Below are 17654 nucleotides of genomic sequence, written 5' to 3'. Positions count from 1 at the left end.
CAGCTGCAGGGCCCTAATTGCCTAAAGCCAGCAGCACATCAAACTCTTCTGCTTTAAGCGGCATTACCGAGAGGCGCGACTGGCGCAAAAGAGCAATGTTTTGCAAGCGTTCGTCTTTTTTTATTTGCTCCAACGTTACAGGCTCCTTAAAATCACGGAAAGGCACGAGGTCTACCACCACCCAGTTTCCTTCTTTAGCAGTTGGGTCGGGGTAAGCGGCTTTGTCTACTTTAGCAATGCCTACAATGGCCTTTTCGGATACGCTGTGATAAAACAAAACCATATCGCCGGGTTGCATCTGCTGCATATTATTACGTGCCTGGTAGTTGCGCACGCCATCCCACATTGTTTTTCCGTCTTTTACCAGGTTCGCCCAGGAGTAAGTTTCTGGTTCTGATTTTACAAGCCAGTAATGCATTCGTTTAATTAGGGTAAGTAAAGGTTAAAAGTATACTTGTGATGTTACGTTAGTGGGTGTTAAAATTTTCGGCGTTTTTTGGCGTAGAGAAACATGCGGGCCTCCAGGAAAAACTGGAACAGCAGCACCCCCACCACCATGCCTCCGAAAAAGCTGATGAAAATATCGGCCACCACCAAAGCCATAAATACAAACAGCATTAGTATGGCAATTATAGTACGGTTTGATTTTGATATTTTCTCGTAGACCAGCATAGGCAGTTCAGGTTGATAGCCTGTTTTTAAAGTATAAAACTAGTTGCACCATTACGCCAGCAATGCCGCAGGCAAGCCAGGTATAAATTGCACCGGCCCAAAAAGGTGTAAACGAGGTGCCGGATAGTATAAGGCCCGTGGTAACGGCTATTATCAGCAAGAAGAAAGCTGCTTTAGTATGAGTTGTTAACCTCACAAGTCCAAGTTTGATTAAGAGATGGACTTCAGGCCTTTTTTTGTTCTTTTATATACACTAGCAAGGCGAACAGCAGCATGCCAAATAACACTCCGGAGAATAACCAGCTTACCGGGCCTGGCACAAGTTTGAAAGCCGTAAGCACAGAATTTAAGAACAACAGCGGCATGAAAATAAGCCAGCGGGTGTTGCGCGTTAATTTGCTGTAAAAGGATAGCATGAGTCTGGTATTTAAGGTTTTAGAGCCGTTAAATGGATTAATGCGTGCTTCTGTTATAGTAAATAACAAGTTCTGCAACAAGGGCACTCAGAAGCAACCCACCTGCCAGGCCAGTAAAAAAGCCAGAGCCAATGTTAAAGCTTATCATAAGCACCAGCAGTAACAGCAGGGCAAGGATAATGCGTATGCGTGTGCGGTTATTCAGGTTCTGGTATTTCATAAGGCGTAACGTATGAATGTATAACATGACCGAATTTATACTTGCCAGCAAGCTTACTCTTCCTTATCTGCGGCAGTCTTCTTTATCTTAAGCACATCATTTTTTAGCGATACCACCTCTATAAGGTAGCCTTGTTCCTGCTGCTCGTTGCCCTCAAACTGTACGCGTATTTTATCTTTGTCTTCCCTTGTCCATTTGCCCAGGTGCTCTTCCAGTCCATCGGTAGGGGCAATGTCATATTGCTTTAGTACGCCTTCTTTTTCCAGGGCAAAACCTGTTCTGCCGCGCGACGGCGGAAAATCAAAAGTGTTGGGGCGGTAAACGGTTATGTCGCCTTCATCTTCTTCGTAAGAGTGCAACCATGTTTTGCCTATCAGCTCAGATTCCAGTTTATTTCTTTTACAGGTATTTGCCATAAACAGCAGGCAAAGCAGGCATAGCAACGAAGCGTATTTCATATAGTATATATGTTTACTTTGCTAAGATAGTTAATTCTGTCTTTATATAGAAGTAAACGAATATAAAAGCACAGGCAAAGGGTTCGGGTGCTTTTTCTATCTTTGTAACTATACGCAACAGAGCCTTGGAAAATAAGAAGATAATCAGATTATTTAAGCTTGCAGCCGAGCTGATGGAGCTGCACGACGAGAATCCATTCAAAATACGTTCCTACACCAATGCAGTAGGCACCCTGGAGCTCGTAGAAGATCCGCTAGCCGGCATGAGCCAAACCCAGCTGGAAAGTATACAGGGCGTAGGCAAGGGCATTGCGGCTAAAATAGTAGAGATAAACACCACCGGCTCGTTTGAAGAGTTGGACCAGATGCTGGCAGCCACGCCTCCGGGAGTGGTGGAGATGCTGCGCATTAAAGGCATCGGCCCCAAAAAAGTACGCAACCTCTGGAGGGAGCTCGGTACCGAAACCGTGGAAGAACTGCTGGAGGCCTGCGAACAGGATAAGGTAAGCAAGCTGAAAGGCTTTGGCGCAAAAACACAAGAAAACATAAAACAGGCGCTGCTCTTTACCCAGCAAAACCGTGGCAAACTGCTTTATGCCGAGGCCGAGGCAGGAGCAGAGGCCTTACTGCAAAGTATAAAAGCAGCCTTGCCAGGTGCACAGGTGGCGTTGGCAGGAGAGGTGCGCCGCCGCATGGAGATCATCACCAACCTGCAGTTTATACTTGGTACTAGCACTCCTGCTACTGCACATGGTGCCTTGAATACAATTGCAGAACTGGAGGAAGATGAAAGAGCATCAGGCCCATTTGCCTGGCGCGGGGCATATACTTTAAACGGCCTCTCGGTGGAGGTTAAGCTGGTGCCGGAAGAGCGTTTTGCAAACGAGCTTTTTCTTTGTTCTTCAAGCCTGGAGCACCTGTCGCAGCCATTTACAAGCAGCACGAACTTATTAACGGTGGTACGTGAACAGGGCTATACTTCTGAGGCAGACATTTACAAATCGGCAGGCATGGCTTATGTAGCGCCGGAACTGCGCGAAGGCACCAACGAGATACAACTGGCGCTGGAAAACAAACTGCCGGAACTGCTGGAGCTCACCGACCTGAAAGGAATACTGCACAACCACAGCACCTACTCTGATGGCGCGCATACGCTGGAGCAAATGGCTGTTTACTGCCGCGACATGGGCTACCAGTACCTGGGCATTTCCGACCACAGCAAAACAGCCTCTTATGCCGGCGGCTTGCGCGAAGGCGATGTGCTGCGCCAGCAAAAAGAGATTGACGAACTGAACAAGAAACTGGCTCCGTTTAAGATATTTAAAGGCATTGAGTCTGATATTCTGGGAGATGGTTCGCTGGACTACGACAAGGATATCCTCAAAACTTTTGACTTTATAGTTGCCAGCATCCACAGCACTTTAAACATGGACGAGAAAAAGGCTACAGCACGTCTGATAGCAGCCATCGAAAATCCATACACAACCATGCTGGGCCACCCAACCGGCCGTTTATTGTTGCGCCGCGAAGGCTATCCCATCAACCATAAAGAGGTAATAGACGCTTGTGCTGCCAACAACGTGATCATCGAGATAAACTCAAACCCGTGGCGCCTGGACCTGGATTGGCGTTGGGTACAGTATGCGCTTGATAAAGGCGTAATGCTAAGTATAAACCCCGATGCCCACCACACCAGCGGCTACGACGACATGAAGTATGGCGTACTGGTTGGCCGCAAAGGAGGCTTAACCAAAGAAATGACTTTTAACTCAAAATCTGTGGAGGAAGCAGAGCAGTATTTCAGAGAGCGGAAGGAGAAGATAAAGTAGTAAAGTATAAACTATTGCCTTGCAACTAGAATTCCCCTCCTCGGAGGGGAATAGCATATTTAGTCCAGAGGCCCCTGCTATAGCAAAACAAGCGCGCGAATGCTCCAAAAATACTTGGAACTGCGGCTCACGCCATTATTGAAAGTATAAAATGCCAAAAATCCTCATACTACGTTTTTCCTCTATCGGGGATATTGTGCTTACCACACCCGTAATCCGCTGCATAAAAGAGCAGGTGCCCGGCGCGGAGGTGCACTATTGCACTAAAAAAGCTTTCCAGAGTATACTTGCCAATAACCCGTATGTAGACAAGGTGCATGTGCTGGGCGATAAGTTAGGCGACCTGGTGCAGGAGCTAAAGGCAGAAAACTTTGATTATGTAGTAGACCTGCACAACAACCTGCGCACTCGTGTGATTAAAGCTAAATTGGGCAAGCCAAGCCGCAGCTTTAATAAGCTTAACTACGAAAAATGGCTGATGGTGAACTTTAAAATCAACCGTTTGCCGGATGTGCACATTGTACAACGTTACCTGGATGCCGCCGCTGCCCTTGGCGTGAAAGATGACGGCAAAGGCTTAGATTATTTTATACCTGCCAAGGATGAGGTGGATATCCATACTTTGCCAGCTGGTTTTCAGAACGGCTATGTAGCCTTTGCCATTGGCGCACAGCATTATACTAAGCGTTTGCCCGTTGACAGAATAATAGAACTGTGCGAGCAACTGCAGCAGCCTATTATACTTTTAGGGGGCAAAGAAGATTTTGATACTGGAGATACCGTAGCCGAGTTTTTGCGGGCAACTAACTTTAATGAGGCTTTGAAGGTGTACAACGCCTGCGGCAAGTATAACCTGAACGGCTCAGCCTCGCTGGTGCGGCAGGCAACGCAGGTGGTAAGCCACGATACCGGCCTCATGCACATTGCAGCCGCTTTTCAGAAAGATATTATCAGCGTGTGGGGCAACACCATTCCGGAGTTTGGCATGTACCCCTTCCGGACAAAGTATAAGGTGCTGGAAGTGCAAGGCCTCAGCTGTCGCCCCTGCTCTAAAATTGGATACAAAAAATGCCCAAAAGGGCATTTTAAGTGCATGCGCGATATACCGTTCGACGGTTTATCACTTAACGCGTAGTACTAGCTTTTTAAAGCCTTAATGTTGTTTCTGAGTTGTTTCAGGTAACTTCCGTAGGCGTAATTATTCATTTTTCGGGCAGCGAAATGTGCTAAGGGCCCTAAAACAGCAACTAAAAAGATCATATAAAGTAGTCGCTTGGTCGTGAACACAACCTCTGCCGCAGGATCTGTAAATACCTGGCCCAGAATTAAACTTGCCGGAATGATAATAGGGAAAACTACGATGCCGTACCACTCCTCATACTTTAGAATTTTCCGGACATGGTAGTAGTATTTTTGTAAGGTTTGCAGCAAGCTGGCATCTGGCGCTCCTGCGTTGTCAAGCTGTTTCAGCTCTGCCAGAAAAGCAACTATAAAGGCTGCATGTACGGCTACAACCATACTAAAAAGGATTTTAACAAATACCTGATCCACGTAAAGAATAATACCTGCATACAAGGCTGTAAAGAAAATCAGGTAACCAAGTTTGGCTATCAGCCGCTTGCGCAGCCCCGGCAAGGGCATTTGGGAGTCTTTGTAAAGGGCTTCTGTCATTTCTTTTTTTGTTAACTTATTTTCTGATTTTTCTGGCTGGTTTAAATCTTGCCACGCTTTATGTAAGTCCATTATGTCGTTGATTAAGTTTTATGCCTTAGTTGATGCTTTTACTGATTCATTTGCGTTGGCGTGCGGTTTCAGCATCTTTATGAGCTGCTGCTTTATGCGGTGCAGCTTTACGGCTACATGTGGTTTATCTAAACCCACCACATCGGCAACTTCTTCGTTGCTGTAGCCATCCAGGTGCAGCGATACCAGCAGCCTGTCTGTTTCGGGCAAACGCTTTATGGCTGCCAAAAGCAACTCCGCCTGAGCGTTTTCCACCTCATCAGAGGCTGCGATATGATCGTGCAACTTATTGTCCAGCGGGTGAGGCACAGGTTGTTGTTTGCGCTTGTATGTAAGCACCGTGTTTGCGCTAATCCGGTAAAGCCACGTAGAAAACTTAGCTTCGCCTCTAAAACTTGAAAATGATTTCCAGGCTTGGCCAATAATCTCCTGCAGCAGATCTTTGCGGTCTTCCGGGTCGTCTATATAAAGCCGCACCACTTTATGTATGATGCTGGCATTTGTCTGAATCATGTCTAAGAATTCATCTTCTGGAGATTTGGTAATCATACTTGCATTTACCTTTTTGGCGAAAACCTGCGTTAAGAATGTCTTTCTGTTTTGCTTTTGTATGTTGTTAGTATCAAAATAAATCAGAAAATTACATGAGATTAAAATAATTAAACAAGATGCCTGACTATAACCTAACCTGGCAACCAACTGACGCACAATTTCTGGAAGCCATACTTTTAGCAACAGGCGGAGAGGGAGGTGCCCCTTTGCAGGAAATTTTACTAATGGCCGATGCTGCAGGTGGTACCGTTTATACTTTAAAGGAGGTGGAAGAGGCGCTGGAGAAACTGATAGCTGTTAAACTTGTGCAAGTACAGAAAAACAAACTGGCTCTTGCTGTTGCCTTTGTGCAAGCCTACGAAAGTATGGAACCTGCCGAGGAGGAAGCCATACTTGAGCTGCTGCGCACACATACTTTAACAGCACAAAGTATAGATGAAGCCAGGGAGGAACTTAAGAAGTATAAACTGAAGAACCACTACCAACAGTACCTGGAGCAGTACGGCTAAGGCTGTTACGGCAGCACCCGGCAGGGCGCTGCTGATAACTTGAAGTATAAAACAGAACAGCCGCTGAAGTATAAAGTCAGCGGCTGTTCTGTTTTAAAGTAAAGCAGGAATTCTAAGAGATCTTCTCAAATCCTAAGTATGGGTGCAGCACCTTCGGCATGTTAATGCCATCTGGTGTCTGGTTATTCTCCAGTATAGCGGCTACAATACGCGGCAGGGCAAGCGCACTGCCATTTAAGGTGTGCAGCAGCTGTGTTTTACCTGATTCTGTTTTGTAACGCAGCTTCAGGCGGTTGGCCTGGTACGTTTCAAAGTTAGAGGCAGAGCTTACTTCCAGCCAACGGCTTTGGGCAGTAGAGTATACTTCCATGTCGTAGGTTAGGGCAGAGGTAAAGCCCATATCGCCACCGCAAAGGCGCAGCACGCGGTAAGGCAACTCCAGTTTCTGTAACAAGCCCTGTATGTAGCTGCTCATCTCCTCCAGCGCCTCGTAAGACTTTTCTGGTGTCGTTATCTGTACAATTTCTACTTTATCAAACTGGTGCAAACGGTTTAGGCCGCGCACATCGGCCCCCCAAGAGCCAGCCTCACGACGGAAGCATGGTGTATGGCCGGTGTTTTTAATTGGCAGCTGCTCTGTAGGCACAATCACATCGCGGTAAATGTTCGTGATCGGTACTTCTGCCGTCGGGATCAGATAATAATTATCCTCTGTAGCATGGTACATCTGGCCTTCTTTGTCCGGTAACTGGCCTGTGCCATAACCTGATGCCTCATTTATCAAGATCGGAGGCTGCACTTCCATGTATCCGGCTTTTATGGCCTCATCTAAAAAGAAGTTGATTAAGGCACGCTGTAAACGGGCTCCCTGCTTCTTGTAAACCGGAAAGCCAGCACCCGTAATTTTGTTGCCCAATTCGAAATCGATGATATCATACTTCTGTATAAGCTCCCAGTGCGGTTGTGCGCCCTCATGCAATGTAGGAATTTCTCCGTGCTGTAGAACTACTTCGTTGTCTTCTGCTGTTCTACCAGCAGGAACGCTATCATGCGGCAGGTTTGGCAGCTTGTAAAGTGCCTGCTGAATCTCCTCCTCAAGGGCGGATTGCTGCTCAGCCAGCGCTTTCGTTTTTATCTTTAATTCGGAGGTTTCTGATTTGTAAGCTTCTGCTTTTTCACGGTCCCCGTTCTTCATCAGCATGCCAATCTCCTTCGAAAGTGAATTTGCTTTGCTCTGAAGTTCATCGTGCTCGTTCTGCACCTGTCGCCGGCGCTGGTCGAGCTCCAGTAAAGCGGTAACCTCTTCGGCCGCGTTTTTGTAGTTTTTCTTGTTCAAGCCGGCAATTACCTGCTCGGTTTGCTCTCTTAAAACTGATAGCTGTAGCATAGTTGGTGTTATGTATACCTACAAAAATATACTTTTTTGGGTAGTTTGAGGCATTTACGAAATCTTTTACACAAATAGTGAAACTTTTTTCATAAAATGACCGGTAATATTTGTTAATTAGTCTGCATTGCAATAACATTGCACTGCAATTTTAATGTAGGCCCTTTCCTGTGCCTCAAAAAACTCTTTCGCAACCTATTCTATTTCCTAGTTTAAAAATAAAATCTCTCGCTGCGTTCGCCCATGCAAACCTAGCAAAGTTAATTTAACTACCATACCACTATTTATGTACAATATTGAAGAATTGAAAGATAGACTTCTTTCAGAACTCAAGGAAATTGCTGAAGATCTGGGCGTTAAAAATTTCAAGAAGCTTAGTAAACAAGATCTTATTTACAAAATCCTTGATCAGCAAGCCATTACCCCTCCCGAAAAAGTAGCCAAAAAGTACAAATCTCCTGCCCGTACACCTGAAATTGCAGCCAATGAGGCTGAAGATAATACAACTGTTGCTGTAGAAGAACCAGTTGAGGCAGCAGCGCCTGCGCCAGCGGAAAGAAGAGCCCCGCGCGAACAGCAGGCAAACCGCAGAGACGCAGCAGCAGTTGCAGCACCGGCACCATTAAAAGACCATGGCCCGCAAACTGTTGCACCTGAACAGCCGCGTGAGCGCTTAAACCGCCGCGACAACCGCAACGAAGGCCGTGAGCAGCGTAACGATAACCGCACCGAGCAGCGCGATAACCGCGGAGAACAGCCACCACGCGATAACCGTAACGAGCAGCGCGACAACCGCAACGATAACAGAGAAAATCGTTTTGAGCGCAACGACAATCGTAACGAGGGACGTGAGCAGCAGCGTAACGACAACAGAAACGAGCAACCGCGTGATAACCGTGGAGAGCAGCGTAACGATAACCGCAACGAAAGAAGCGACAACAACCCTCGCCGTGCAAACCAGCAGCAGGTAAGCAATAGCAACTTTAAAGAGTTTGACGGAATAATCCTAAATGAAGGTGTTTTAGAGTTGATGCAGGATGGGTATGGTTTCCTTCGCTCTACGCACTACAATTATTTAGCATCTCCGGATGATATCTATGTATCGCCATCGCAGATAAAGCTATTCGGTTTAAAAACCGGTGATACTGTAAAAGGCCAGATACGTCCACCAAAAGAAGGCGAAAAGTATTTTGCCTTGCTTAAAGTAGAGACTGTAAACGGACGTACTACCGAAGAAATCCGTGACCGTATACCGTTCCAGCACCTTACACCGCTGTTCCCGGAAGAGCGTTTAAAACTGACAACACGCCCAAGCATGATGTCTACGCGTATACTGGACCTTTTTGCCCCAATAGGTAAAGGCCAGCGTGGTATGATTGTGGCGCAGCCAAAAACAGGTAAAACTGTGTTACTGAAGGAAATTGCCAACGCTATTTCAGAAAACCACCCGGAAGTATACCTGATGATCCTGTTGATCGACGAACGCCCGGAAGAGGTTACTGACATGGCCCGCAGCGTAAACGCAGAGGTAATTGCCTCTACTTTTGACGAGACTGCAGAGCGCCACGTAAAAGTATCGAGCATTGTGCTTGATAAAGCGAAGCGTATGGTGGAGTGTGGCCATGATGTGGTTATACTTCTAGATTCAATCACCCGTCTGGCTCGTGCCTATAACACCGTAGTTCCGTCGTCTGGTAAGATCTTATCGGGTGGTGTGGATGCCAACGCGCTGCATAAGCCAAAGCGTTTCTTCGGTGCTGCCCGTAACGTAGAAAACGGTGGCTCGCTTACCATCATTGCTACTGCGCTTATCGATACCGGTTCTAAAATGGATGAAGTTATCTTCGAAGAATTTAAAGGTACAGGTAACATGGAGCTTCAGCTGGATCGTAAGCTGGCCAACAAGCGTATCTACCCGGCTATCGATGTTCCTGCATCTGGTACACGCCGCGAAGACCTACTGATGGACAAAGACGAACTGAACCGTGTCTGGATCCTGCGCAAATTTATGTCGGATATGAATTCTGTAGAGGCTATGGAGTTCCTGAAAGACAGAATGAAAGGCACGAAGAGCAACGAAGAGTTCCTGATTTCGATGAACGGCTAAGTATAAACATTAGCTTAAAGTATAAAAGCCGCCTGCTGGGTATTACACCTGGCAGGCGGCTTTGTTTTGTAGCTGCCTCCTTTGCTGTTTATAAATTTACCACCAGAAAGAATAATCAGGTTGCAACAGCCGGTGAAAAGTATAAGTAACAACAAACCCAAACACAACATGTGCTGCGATTAATGTGAGCAGATAGGACCTTAAAGGAATGATAGGAGGGTTGGGGTGCATCATGAAAAAAAAGTACCAGATCAGCATGGCCATAATACCGTGCGCCAAGCCAAAAAGCAGACCCCACGAGGCTGTAATCAAGCCAACCTCAGAATCCCATAGTGCCAGGTAAATTAAGGCGAAAAAGATGCCTGCTGCATAGTGTGCTATGGTTCCAATTACTTTTGTGCTGGCGGCATCAGAGAGGCTTCCGTCGGGTTGGGTGCGCCTTGTAAGCATGGTGCCAAGTATCTTTATCACCTTCATGACACGGTGCGTCAGGTATGAGAGCAAGTATAAAAAGGCCGTCATGGCGGCGGTCGCGGCCAGGCCAGCAAGTATAGCGTATAGTAGCTTCATAGGCCAGCAGTTTTTTTCTGTATACGGTGCTTTACACTTTAGTTATACTTTCGGGGTAGCATTAAAAAAGGTCATCAGTATAAAAGCAAGACTAATGCACACAGAAGATATCTTGTTCATTTGCATGGTGTTGCTATAGTTTGCAGCGCTGTTGTCTTTGAAGGCGCGAATAGCCCAGCCCGAGAAAAAGTATAAAATGGGCATGGTGCATACCAGGAAGATAAAGATGTTGTGAAACTGGGTGCTGCTAAAGTATAACCACAGCAATATGGCCGTACCGGAAAGCAAACTGGCAGCAGCAAAAATATACGTGCCCCGGATGCCTAAAAGTAAACTAAGTGTTTTATCGCCTCGCGCTGCATCTTCCTGGTGTTGGTAAATTTGCGTGAGGGGGTAGGAGCCGCAGAGAAACAAGGTGCTAACCAGAGCATACCATGTATTTGGCTGCTGCAGCACTTGCGATATTGCTAAACCCAGGCCCACCTGTACCATGCCATACGTAAAAGCTCCCTGGAAAAAAGTGACAACAAAGGTACTGAGAACAGGATACTTTTTAAGCCGGATGCCCTCGTAGCTGTATGCTTTTGAGATGAGCAGGTATAAAGCAAGTAAGGCTCCAAACAACGGAGAAAGTATACTTGCAAAGGCAATAGCCAGTATATCGAATAATAACACCAGGTGCATTAACTCCCTTGTTACCTGTGGCGGCCGCTCCAGGCCGCCAATACTGCCTTCGTCGCGGTCGTAATAGGAATTGTAGCCGTTACTGGCCGGGTAAGCGAGCAGGTGCAGTATTAAAAAAACAGCTGCTGCTCGCCATAGATCAAAACTGTGAAGCGTGCTTAGTGCAAACCAAAACACAGGCATCAGGTACACCGAGAAAGGTATCCGCATAAGTATGAGCGCGCTTCGGTAATTTGCCATGGTGTAATCTTCAGTTGCTTAAGCTTTAATTCCTATGATCAGGTAACGCAATATATGGTTGCTACTGCTGTAACAAGTATGGTTTAAGCAGCATAACTTAGTCGCTAGTCTCCGGATACCCAATCAGGTAGATAACGTGCTTACCAGGGCCTTTTCCCGCCCGGCCTGCTTTCCAGGTATAAGAGGTGCCACTAACTTTATTTGCCATTTTTTGCAGTTTGCCTGGTGGGTATATACGGAGCAGCGAAACCGTCCCGTCCCAAAGTATACCCAAGGGTATCAAGGGTATGACATACGTAAAAAAGAGTCTGCTAAATTTAAACGGCCTGATAAAGGGAGTGACAAAGATGATGGCAAAAGGAAACGTAAGCCAAAGCAACAGCATTTCGGTCCAGCTCTTTTTAGCTCCTTCAAATATGCCAATGGCAGCACGTTTGTTTACAGCATCTTGTAATATACTTTGCGCTATCTGCGGCGGGAAATGGTGAAACGATGAGAAAATGCTGCGCACTCCATGCAGGTTTTCGGGTACATTCAGGGCATTAACCGGTTCAGGAATAAAATCTATAGCCCCTTTGGATTCGTTTTGCAAGTACTCGTAAGCATCGAGGTTAGGGTAGAGGTCGGTGAGGGTGACGGTAATGGTTGCAGCCATGCGTTTGCTAAGCCCTTCTCTAATGCCGGCTATACCTCCTCCGGCGCCTGCGCACAGATCAATAATATGGTGCTGCTTTGTTTTAACTAAAAGCTCTTCCAGTAAAGGTAGTGCAGCTTCGTACGTTTCAAGTTTGGTTATCATGAAACGCAGGTAGTCCAGCATACCCTGGCGCACCACATGCGGAAACCATCTTTGGTCTTCCAGTTCAAAAAGTTGAAGGCGGATGTTCAATACCTGTTTTTATTTAGGTTACTGAGCAGCCGCCCTAAAAGTTGCCGGGCAATTGCTTGCCCTCTGTTTACTGGTTAAAAAATTATACCGTTAGCGCCGGCACCAACAGACAGGCCGTCGCCGGTGTTGCTGAATAATTGCCAGTACTCATCTGCAGGCGTTTCAGGGTCTGAAAGGATGCTAAGCAAAGTGCCGTCGCTAAAGTATAGCATCAAAGTGAAATCCTGCTGCTGCTCCACGCGCTCTACCACTAGGTTTGGATTATCGTTGGTAAGCTGCATCAAACGCTGATCGCTTAGACTGGAGCCAGGCTTTTTCCAGTCCCATACAGGTGTGGGTAAGCCGGCTTCGCGTTTACGAATGTATACTTCGCTGTGCTTTATAGTTTGTCCGTCAGGCAACTGTACTTGCCAAGGGCAGTTCACGGCTATTGTTAGCTCTCCAATGTCGAGCACAAGGCCCTGCGGCGTAGTGTAATGCGTGTTGCCAAAATGGAAGTATTGCACAGTTGCGTTACGTGTGGTTTTAGTTAGCGGTAAGCCAATTATTCTATCAAAAGCCTGTTCTGGGGTCTGCTGCATGCCTGTTTTTAATTTGTACTTGCTAAGGCAAAGATAATCAGCTACCTTAAAAGTAGCGTGCATTTACAGATTATTGGCTAAGTTTTGTCAAGTTATATCCAAACATGTGAAGTACAAAAGGTATATTTGCACTCGTTTTTCATCTGATTAAAACGATTTATAATAGATCTGATTCTGTTTGAATACAATGCTGAAAGAGCAAAAAGAAATAGAAAAACCAAAGAGGTCGGTTTACAGGGGGATAATCAGGTTTATCTGGAGAGGCTTTTTCCTTGGGTTTGCCTTTGTGCTGCTGTACCTGATAAGCGTGGAATACAATGTGCTGTTCCTTTTTGGCACTTCGCCTAGCCTGGATAAACTGGAGAACCCACGCTCTGACCAGGCTTCAGAGCTTTATACTTCTGATGGGCAACTGATCGGGAAGTACTTCCGTGAAAACCGCAGTCCTGTATCTTATACCGATATGTCGCCGATGCTGATAAAGGCGCTGGTGGCTACGGAAGACGTGCGTTACTACGAGCACGCCGGTATAGACCCTGCCGCTATTGCCTCGGCAGTTTACGGCAGTTTTAAAGGCGAGGCCCGTGGCGCAAGTACCATTACGCAGCAGCTGGCTAAAAACCTGTACAAAACCAGAACCGATGACTCTAAGGGCGTGTTGGGCCATATTCCTGGTCTCAGCATTGTTATTTCTAAAACAAAAGAATGGCTTACGGCCATTAAGCTGGAGCAGCGCTATACCAAGGATGAGATCCTGGCCATGTACCTGAATACTGTGGATTTTGGCTCAAACTCGTTCGGTATCAAGGTAGCCTCAAAAACATTCTTCAACACATCTCCTGATAGCTTAAAACTAGAGCAGGCGGCGGTGCTGGTTGGTTTGCTCAAAGCCCCGACTTACTACAGCCCAAGGTTTAACCCTGAAAATGCCACCCGACGCCGCAACACGGTTTTAGGGCAGATGGCGAAGTATAATTACCTGCCCAAAGCAAAGGCCGACTCGCTTAGCCAGCTGCCTCTGGTGCTGGATTATAAAGTAGAAAACCATTACGACGGCCCTGCCACGTACTTTAGAGGTGCAGTTGCAGACTACCTGCAGGAGTGGTGCAAGCAGAATGGCTATGACTTGTACCGCGATGGCCTTAAAGTTTATACTACAATTGACTCCAGAATGCAGCAGCATGCCGAAGAGGCCATGAACGAGCACATGCGTAAGTTGCAGCGCCGCTTCGATAACCACTGGAAAGGCCGTAACCCATGGGTAGATGAAAAGGACCGTGAGATACCGGGCTTTATAGAGGAAACAATAAAGCGAACAGCATATTACCAGCGCCTGAAAAAGAAGTATGGCAATGATACAGAAGCCATAAACCGCGAGCTGAACACGCCTCGCGAAATGATGGTGTTTACCTGGGATAATCCGGCACTAGAGAAGAAAGTAACAATGTCGCCGCTTGACTCGCTGGCTTATTACAAGCACTTCCTGCACAGCGGTATGATGACCATGGACCCTTTCACCGGGCACATCAAAGCGTGGGTAGGAGGCATCAATTTTAAGTATTTTAAGTATGACCACGTAAAGCAGGCACGTCGCCAGCCTGGTTCTACCTTTAAGCCATTTGTTTATGTGGCTGCCATCGATAACGGATATTCTCCCTGCGATAAAATAGTGGATAAGCGCATCACTATTAACTACGTAGAGAACGGGGAGAAAAAATCGTGGTCGCCAACAAACGCCGACTGGCAGTACACCGGTGCACCCATGACATTACGCCGCGCCATGGGTAAGTCTGTAAACTCTGTAACAGCACAACTCACCGAAATTATCGGCTGGGAAACTGTAGTAAAGTATGCCAAGCGGTTGGGTATTAATAGCCCTTTGCAATCGGTGCCTTCAATAGGCTTGGGCCCAAGCGATGTATCTGTTTTTGATATGGTGGGTGCTTATAGTACGTTCCCGAACCAGGGCTTCCATACTAAGCCAATGTTCATTACCCGTATCGAAGACCGCAACGGCAACCTGATTCACCAGTTTATGCCAAGGCAGAAGAAGGTACTAAGCGAAGAAACGGCTTTCCTGATGATGCACATGCTCAAAGGCGGTATAGAAGAGCCAGGTGGCACATCGCAGGCCTTGTGGGAATATGACCTCTGGAAAGGAAACGAGATTGGCGGTAAAACTGGTACAACGTCCAACCACTCTGACGGCTGGTTTATGGGCGTTACAAAAGACCTTGTTACAGGTGTTTGGGTTGGTGGCGAAGACAGAAGTATACATTTTAGAACATCACAACTAGGAGAGGGCTCTAAAACGGCTTTGCCAGTATTTGGGCTTTATATGGAGAAGATTTACAAAGACCAATCGCTAGGGTATACTATGGGGCGCTTCCCAGGGCCTACCGTTAAAATAAGCAAGAAGTATAACTGTACCACGGTACTGCCAAGGGCCGTAGAGATAGATTCTACTGAAGTGGATTCTGTACTGGAAATATTAAACCTGGGAGGGAACCTGCTTTAACACACTCATATTCCTAAAACAGTAGAGGCCGCTATCGTATATAGCGGCCTCTACTGTTTTTATACTTTTATATTTTCTAAGAAGGATCGTAAAAAGACTCAAGCGCCTCTTCAAGGTAATTGTACTCAAAGGTAAAGCCAGTTTGCAGCACTTTGTTTGCGCTAACCCGTTGGCTGGCCAGTATCACATCACTCATCTCGCCCATTACCAAGTTTAAGGCAAAAGCAGGTACTTTGGGTAATACCAAAGGTTTGTGCATTGCCTCTGCCAGTTCTTTTGTAAACTTTTCGTTTGTAACAGGGTGTGGCGCAACAGCATTGTACACGCCTTCAAACTGCGTGTCTTCTATAGCCCGAATAAATAAGCGGCAGGCATCGTCTATATGCACCCAAGACATGTATTGCTTGCCGCTGCCCAGGGCTGCGCCTGCCATTAGTTTGATAGGTTTTGCTATTTGGGGCAGGGCGCCGCCTTTGTTGCTCAGCACAATTCCTAACCTTAAGATAACGGTGCGTAAGTTAAGGTCGCGCATCTGCCAGGCGGTTGCTTCCCAGGCTTTGCATACTTCGGCTAGAAAATCATCGGCGTAAGTGCTCTCCTCAGACATAAGCCTTTCGCCGGAGTTGCCGTAAATGCCAATAGCAGATGAGGAGATAAAACCCTTAACGTGGTGCTGAGATCTGCTTAGGCACTTGTGCAGTAGGTTTATACTTTCTACGCGGCTTTTCAGGATTTCCTTCTTTCGCTCCTCCGTCCACTTTCCATCAGATACCCTAGCACCTGCCAGGTTGATGATGTAATCGGCATAAGAAACAGCGTTATCATCAATATACCCGCTCTCTATATCCCATTTAAAGGTCTTGTAGGTTGATACTTTGCTGGGATTACGGCTCAGGTGCGCAACTTCATAACCAAGGTCAATCAGCATTTCGGACAGGCGCATGCCTACCAACCCTGAACCACCTGTAATAAGTATTTTACCTGGCATAATTCTAATTTAGAAAAATGAATATAGAAATGTAACTATACGTAAATAAGCTGGTAATAAGTTTTGATTACCAGTTTATACTTGGCTTTTAAGTGCAGGCTGGTATTGTATACGGCTATAAATTCGTTTATTTCTTGCTTATATGTGCCAGAAACTCATTTCGGAAGTGGTCTTCTTGAAAGAGCCCGGAGTACTCTGCTGTTATAGTGCTGCTGGTAACATCATTTACACCACGGCTCATCACGCAAAGGTGATCCGCCTCTATCATTACCGCTACGTTTTCAGTTTTAAGCGCCTGCTTCAGTTCATTGGCAATTTGCATAGTAAGGCGCTCCTGCACCTGAGGGCGACGGGCATAATACTGCACAATGCGGTTTAGCTTGGATAAGCCAATTACATGCTCGTTTGGTACATAGGCTACGTGTGCTTTGCCAATGATAGGGACAAAGTGGTGCTCGCAAGATGAGTAAAGCGTAATATCACGCTCTACAAGCATGTGGTTATACTTGTACTTGTTCTCGAAACGGCGCACAGCTGGTTTATTATCCGGGTGCAGACCGCTGAATATCTCCTTCACATACATTTTTGCCACACGGTGTGGCGTGCCTTTCAAGCTGTCATCTGTCAGGTCAAGGCCAAGTGCGGTCATGATATGTGCGAAGTGTTCCTCGATAACCGCTATTTTCTCACTATCAGAAAGCGCAAATGCATCAGGTCGCATCGGTGTTTCTAATGAACCCAGGATGTGATCATCCATTTCATCATCCCAATCCTGGTTATCCATTGTATTCAACAAAGTTTCGTTCTGTTTCATAAAGTACTACGGCCAGATCAAATCCGGCATCAATTTTTTGGCGCAGCTTCTCCCATATAACAACAGCTATATTCTCGGCTGTGGGGTTTAGTTGCGCAAATTCAGGTGTATCCAGGTTCAGGTTTTTATGATCAAATTTTGCAATGATTTCCTCTTGCACAATTGTGCTCAGTTTCTTCATGTCGAACACATATCCTGTTTCCGGATCTACAGGCCCTGTAAGCTTAACGATAAGCTCATAGTTGTGGCCATGGTAGTTCGGGTTGTTGCACTTCCCGAAAAAAGCGTCGTTTTGCTCATTGGTCCAGGCCGGGTTATACAGCCTGTGCGCAGCATTAAAGTGTTCTTTTCGGCAAACGGTTACTCTCATAATGTTTCCAACAACCCTGCATGGCTAATGTTTTGCCTTGCTTAAGGCTTTCGATTTTTACGTAAGCTATAAGTTTACAAAGTTAACGCTGCTAATTCTAATCCCAA

Annotated in this window: 21 protein-coding genes; 6 read left to right on the top strand and 15 right to left on the bottom strand. The window is 46.4% G+C overall.

The features are described 5' to 3' along the window. Nucleotides 1-13 precede the first annotated feature (13 nt). The 3 genes from Q1A23_RS16475 to Q1A23_RS16465 are packed head-to-tail and all read right to left on the bottom strand — an operon-like array spanning nt 14 to nt 868. Nucleotides 14-418, bottom strand: a complete 405-nt coding sequence (locus tag Q1A23_RS16475) for an EVE domain-containing protein (protein ID WP_299825271.1) — start codon at nt 416-418, stop codon at nt 14-16. A gap of 59 nt (nt 419-477) precedes the next feature. Beyond that, nucleotides 478-672, bottom strand: a complete 195-nt coding sequence (locus tag Q1A23_RS16470) for a hypothetical protein (RefSeq protein WP_299825268.1) — start codon at nt 670-672, stop codon at nt 478-480. A 7-nt stretch (nt 673-679) separates the two neighbouring features. Next, entirely contained in the window at nt 680-868 is a 189-nt protein-coding gene (locus Q1A23_RS16465) for a hypothetical protein (RefSeq protein ID WP_299825266.1), read from the bottom strand. A gap of 77 nt (nt 869-945) precedes the next feature. Between Q1A23_RS16465 and Q1A23_RS16460 the strand changes: the two genes are divergently transcribed. After that, nucleotides 946-1077: a hypothetical protein gene (locus tag Q1A23_RS16460; RefSeq protein ID WP_299825264.1), complete on the top strand. Its 132-nt coding sequence runs from the start codon at nt 946-948 to the stop codon at nt 1075-1077. Nucleotides 1078-1125: 48 nt separating this feature from the next. Here Q1A23_RS16460 and Q1A23_RS16455 read toward each other — a convergent pair whose 3' ends face one another. Next, entirely contained in the window at nt 1126-1308 is a 183-nt protein-coding gene (locus Q1A23_RS16455) for a hypothetical protein (RefSeq protein ID WP_299825261.1), read from the bottom strand. A 53-nt stretch (nt 1309-1361) separates the two neighbouring features. Beyond that, nucleotides 1362-1766 (bottom strand): hypothetical protein, encoded by a 405-nt coding sequence (locus tag Q1A23_RS16450; protein WP_299825258.1) that lies wholly within the window; start codon nt 1764-1766, stop codon nt 1362-1364. Between the two features lie 125 nt (nt 1767-1891). Here Q1A23_RS16450 and polX point away from each other — a divergent pair, with 125 nt between their 5' ends. Both polX and Q1A23_RS16440 read left to right on the top strand, forming a co-directional pair. Further along, complete coding sequence (polX, locus tag Q1A23_RS16445) at nt 1892-3595, top strand: DNA polymerase/3'-5' exonuclease PolX (RefSeq protein WP_299825255.1); 1704 nt, start codon at nt 1892-1894, stop codon at nt 3593-3595. Between the two features lie 151 nt (nt 3596-3746). Next, nucleotides 3747-4730, top strand: a complete 984-nt coding sequence (locus Q1A23_RS16440) for a glycosyltransferase family 9 protein (protein ID WP_299825252.1) — start codon at nt 3747-3749, stop codon at nt 4728-4730. Between the two features lie 2 nt (nt 4731-4732). Here Q1A23_RS16440 and Q1A23_RS16435 read toward each other — a convergent pair whose 3' ends face one another. Beyond that, nucleotides 4733-5338, bottom strand: coding sequence for a hypothetical protein (locus Q1A23_RS16435; protein WP_299825250.1), 606 nt, complete (start codon nt 5336-5338; stop codon nt 4733-4735). Nucleotides 5339-5356: 18 nt separating this feature from the next. Continuing rightward, the gene (locus tag Q1A23_RS16430) at nt 5357-5887 is read right to left on the bottom strand and encodes a sigma-70 family RNA polymerase sigma factor (protein WP_299825247.1); all 531 of its coding nucleotides are present in this window, start codon (nt 5885-5887) and stop codon (nt 5357-5359) included. A 119-nt stretch (nt 5888-6006) separates the two neighbouring features. On the opposite strand from Q1A23_RS16430, the gene Q1A23_RS16425 reads away from it, so the two are divergent. Then, on the top strand, nt 6007-6399 hold the full coding sequence (locus tag Q1A23_RS16425) for a hypothetical protein (RefSeq protein WP_299825244.1): 393 nt from the start codon (nt 6007-6009) through the stop codon (nt 6397-6399). A gap of 112 nt (nt 6400-6511) precedes the next feature. Here the strand turns inward: Q1A23_RS16425 and serS are convergent, their stop codons facing one another. Further along, nucleotides 6512-7786 carry a serine--tRNA ligase gene (gene serS / locus Q1A23_RS16420; RefSeq protein ID WP_299825242.1) on the bottom strand — a complete coding sequence of 425 codons (1275 nt, stop codon included), beginning with the start codon at nt 7784-7786 and terminating at the stop codon, nt 6512-6514. A gap of 286 nt (nt 7787-8072) precedes the next feature. Here serS and rho point away from each other — a divergent pair, with 286 nt between their 5' ends. Further along, nucleotides 8073-9893, top strand: coding sequence for a transcription termination factor Rho (gene rho, locus Q1A23_RS16415; protein ID WP_299825241.1), 1821 nt, complete (start codon nt 8073-8075; stop codon nt 9891-9893). Between the two features lie 96 nt (nt 9894-9989). On the opposite strand, the gene Q1A23_RS16410 is transcribed toward rho, so the two are convergent. The 4 genes from Q1A23_RS16410 to Q1A23_RS16395 form a co-directional block, all read right to left on the bottom strand. Continuing rightward, nucleotides 9990-10463, bottom strand: a complete 474-nt coding sequence (locus tag Q1A23_RS16410; protein ID WP_299825239.1) for a hypothetical protein — start codon at nt 10461-10463, stop codon at nt 9990-9992. A gap of 42 nt (nt 10464-10505) precedes the next feature. After that, entirely contained in the window at nt 10506-11387 is an 882-nt protein-coding gene (locus tag Q1A23_RS16405; protein WP_299825237.1) for a UbiA family prenyltransferase, read from the bottom strand. 97 nt (nt 11388-11484) lie between these two features. Continuing rightward, complete coding sequence (locus Q1A23_RS16400) at nt 11485-12276, bottom strand: class I SAM-dependent methyltransferase (RefSeq protein ID WP_299825235.1); 792 nt, start codon at nt 12274-12276, stop codon at nt 11485-11487. 74 nt (nt 12277-12350) lie between these two features. After that, on the bottom strand, nt 12351-12920 hold the full coding sequence (locus Q1A23_RS16395; protein WP_299825232.1) for a hypothetical protein: 570 nt from the start codon (nt 12918-12920) through the stop codon (nt 12351-12353). 124 nt (nt 12921-13044) lie between these two features. On the opposite strand from Q1A23_RS16395, the gene Q1A23_RS16390 reads away from it, so the two are divergent. Further along, entirely contained in the window at nt 13045-15375 is a 2331-nt protein-coding gene (locus tag Q1A23_RS16390; RefSeq protein ID WP_299825229.1) for a transglycosylase domain-containing protein, read from the top strand. A 76-nt stretch (nt 15376-15451) separates the two neighbouring features. On the opposite strand, the gene Q1A23_RS16385 is transcribed toward Q1A23_RS16390, so the two are convergent. The 3 genes from Q1A23_RS16385 to Q1A23_RS16375 form a co-directional block, all read right to left on the bottom strand. Continuing rightward, nucleotides 15452-16363: a TIGR01777 family oxidoreductase gene (locus tag Q1A23_RS16385; protein WP_299825227.1), complete on the bottom strand. Its 912-nt coding sequence runs from the start codon at nt 16361-16363 to the stop codon at nt 15452-15454. Between the two features lie 127 nt (nt 16364-16490). Next, entirely contained in the window at nt 16491-17177 is a 687-nt protein-coding gene (gene folE, locus Q1A23_RS16380; protein WP_299825224.1) for a GTP cyclohydrolase I FolE, read from the bottom strand. Further along, complete coding sequence (locus Q1A23_RS16375) at nt 17140-17547, bottom strand: 6-carboxytetrahydropterin synthase (RefSeq protein ID WP_299825221.1); 408 nt, start codon at nt 17545-17547, stop codon at nt 17140-17142. Before Q1A23_RS16375 ends, folE begins: the two co-directional genes overlap by 38 nt. Nucleotides 17548-17654 lie beyond the last annotated feature (107 nt).

The organism is uncultured Pontibacter sp., from assembly GCF_947492645.1.
Taxonomy (GTDB): domain Bacteria; phylum Bacteroidota; class Bacteroidia; order Cytophagales; family Hymenobacteraceae; genus Pontibacter.
This window is presented reverse-complemented; position numbering and strand designations above follow the sequence as displayed.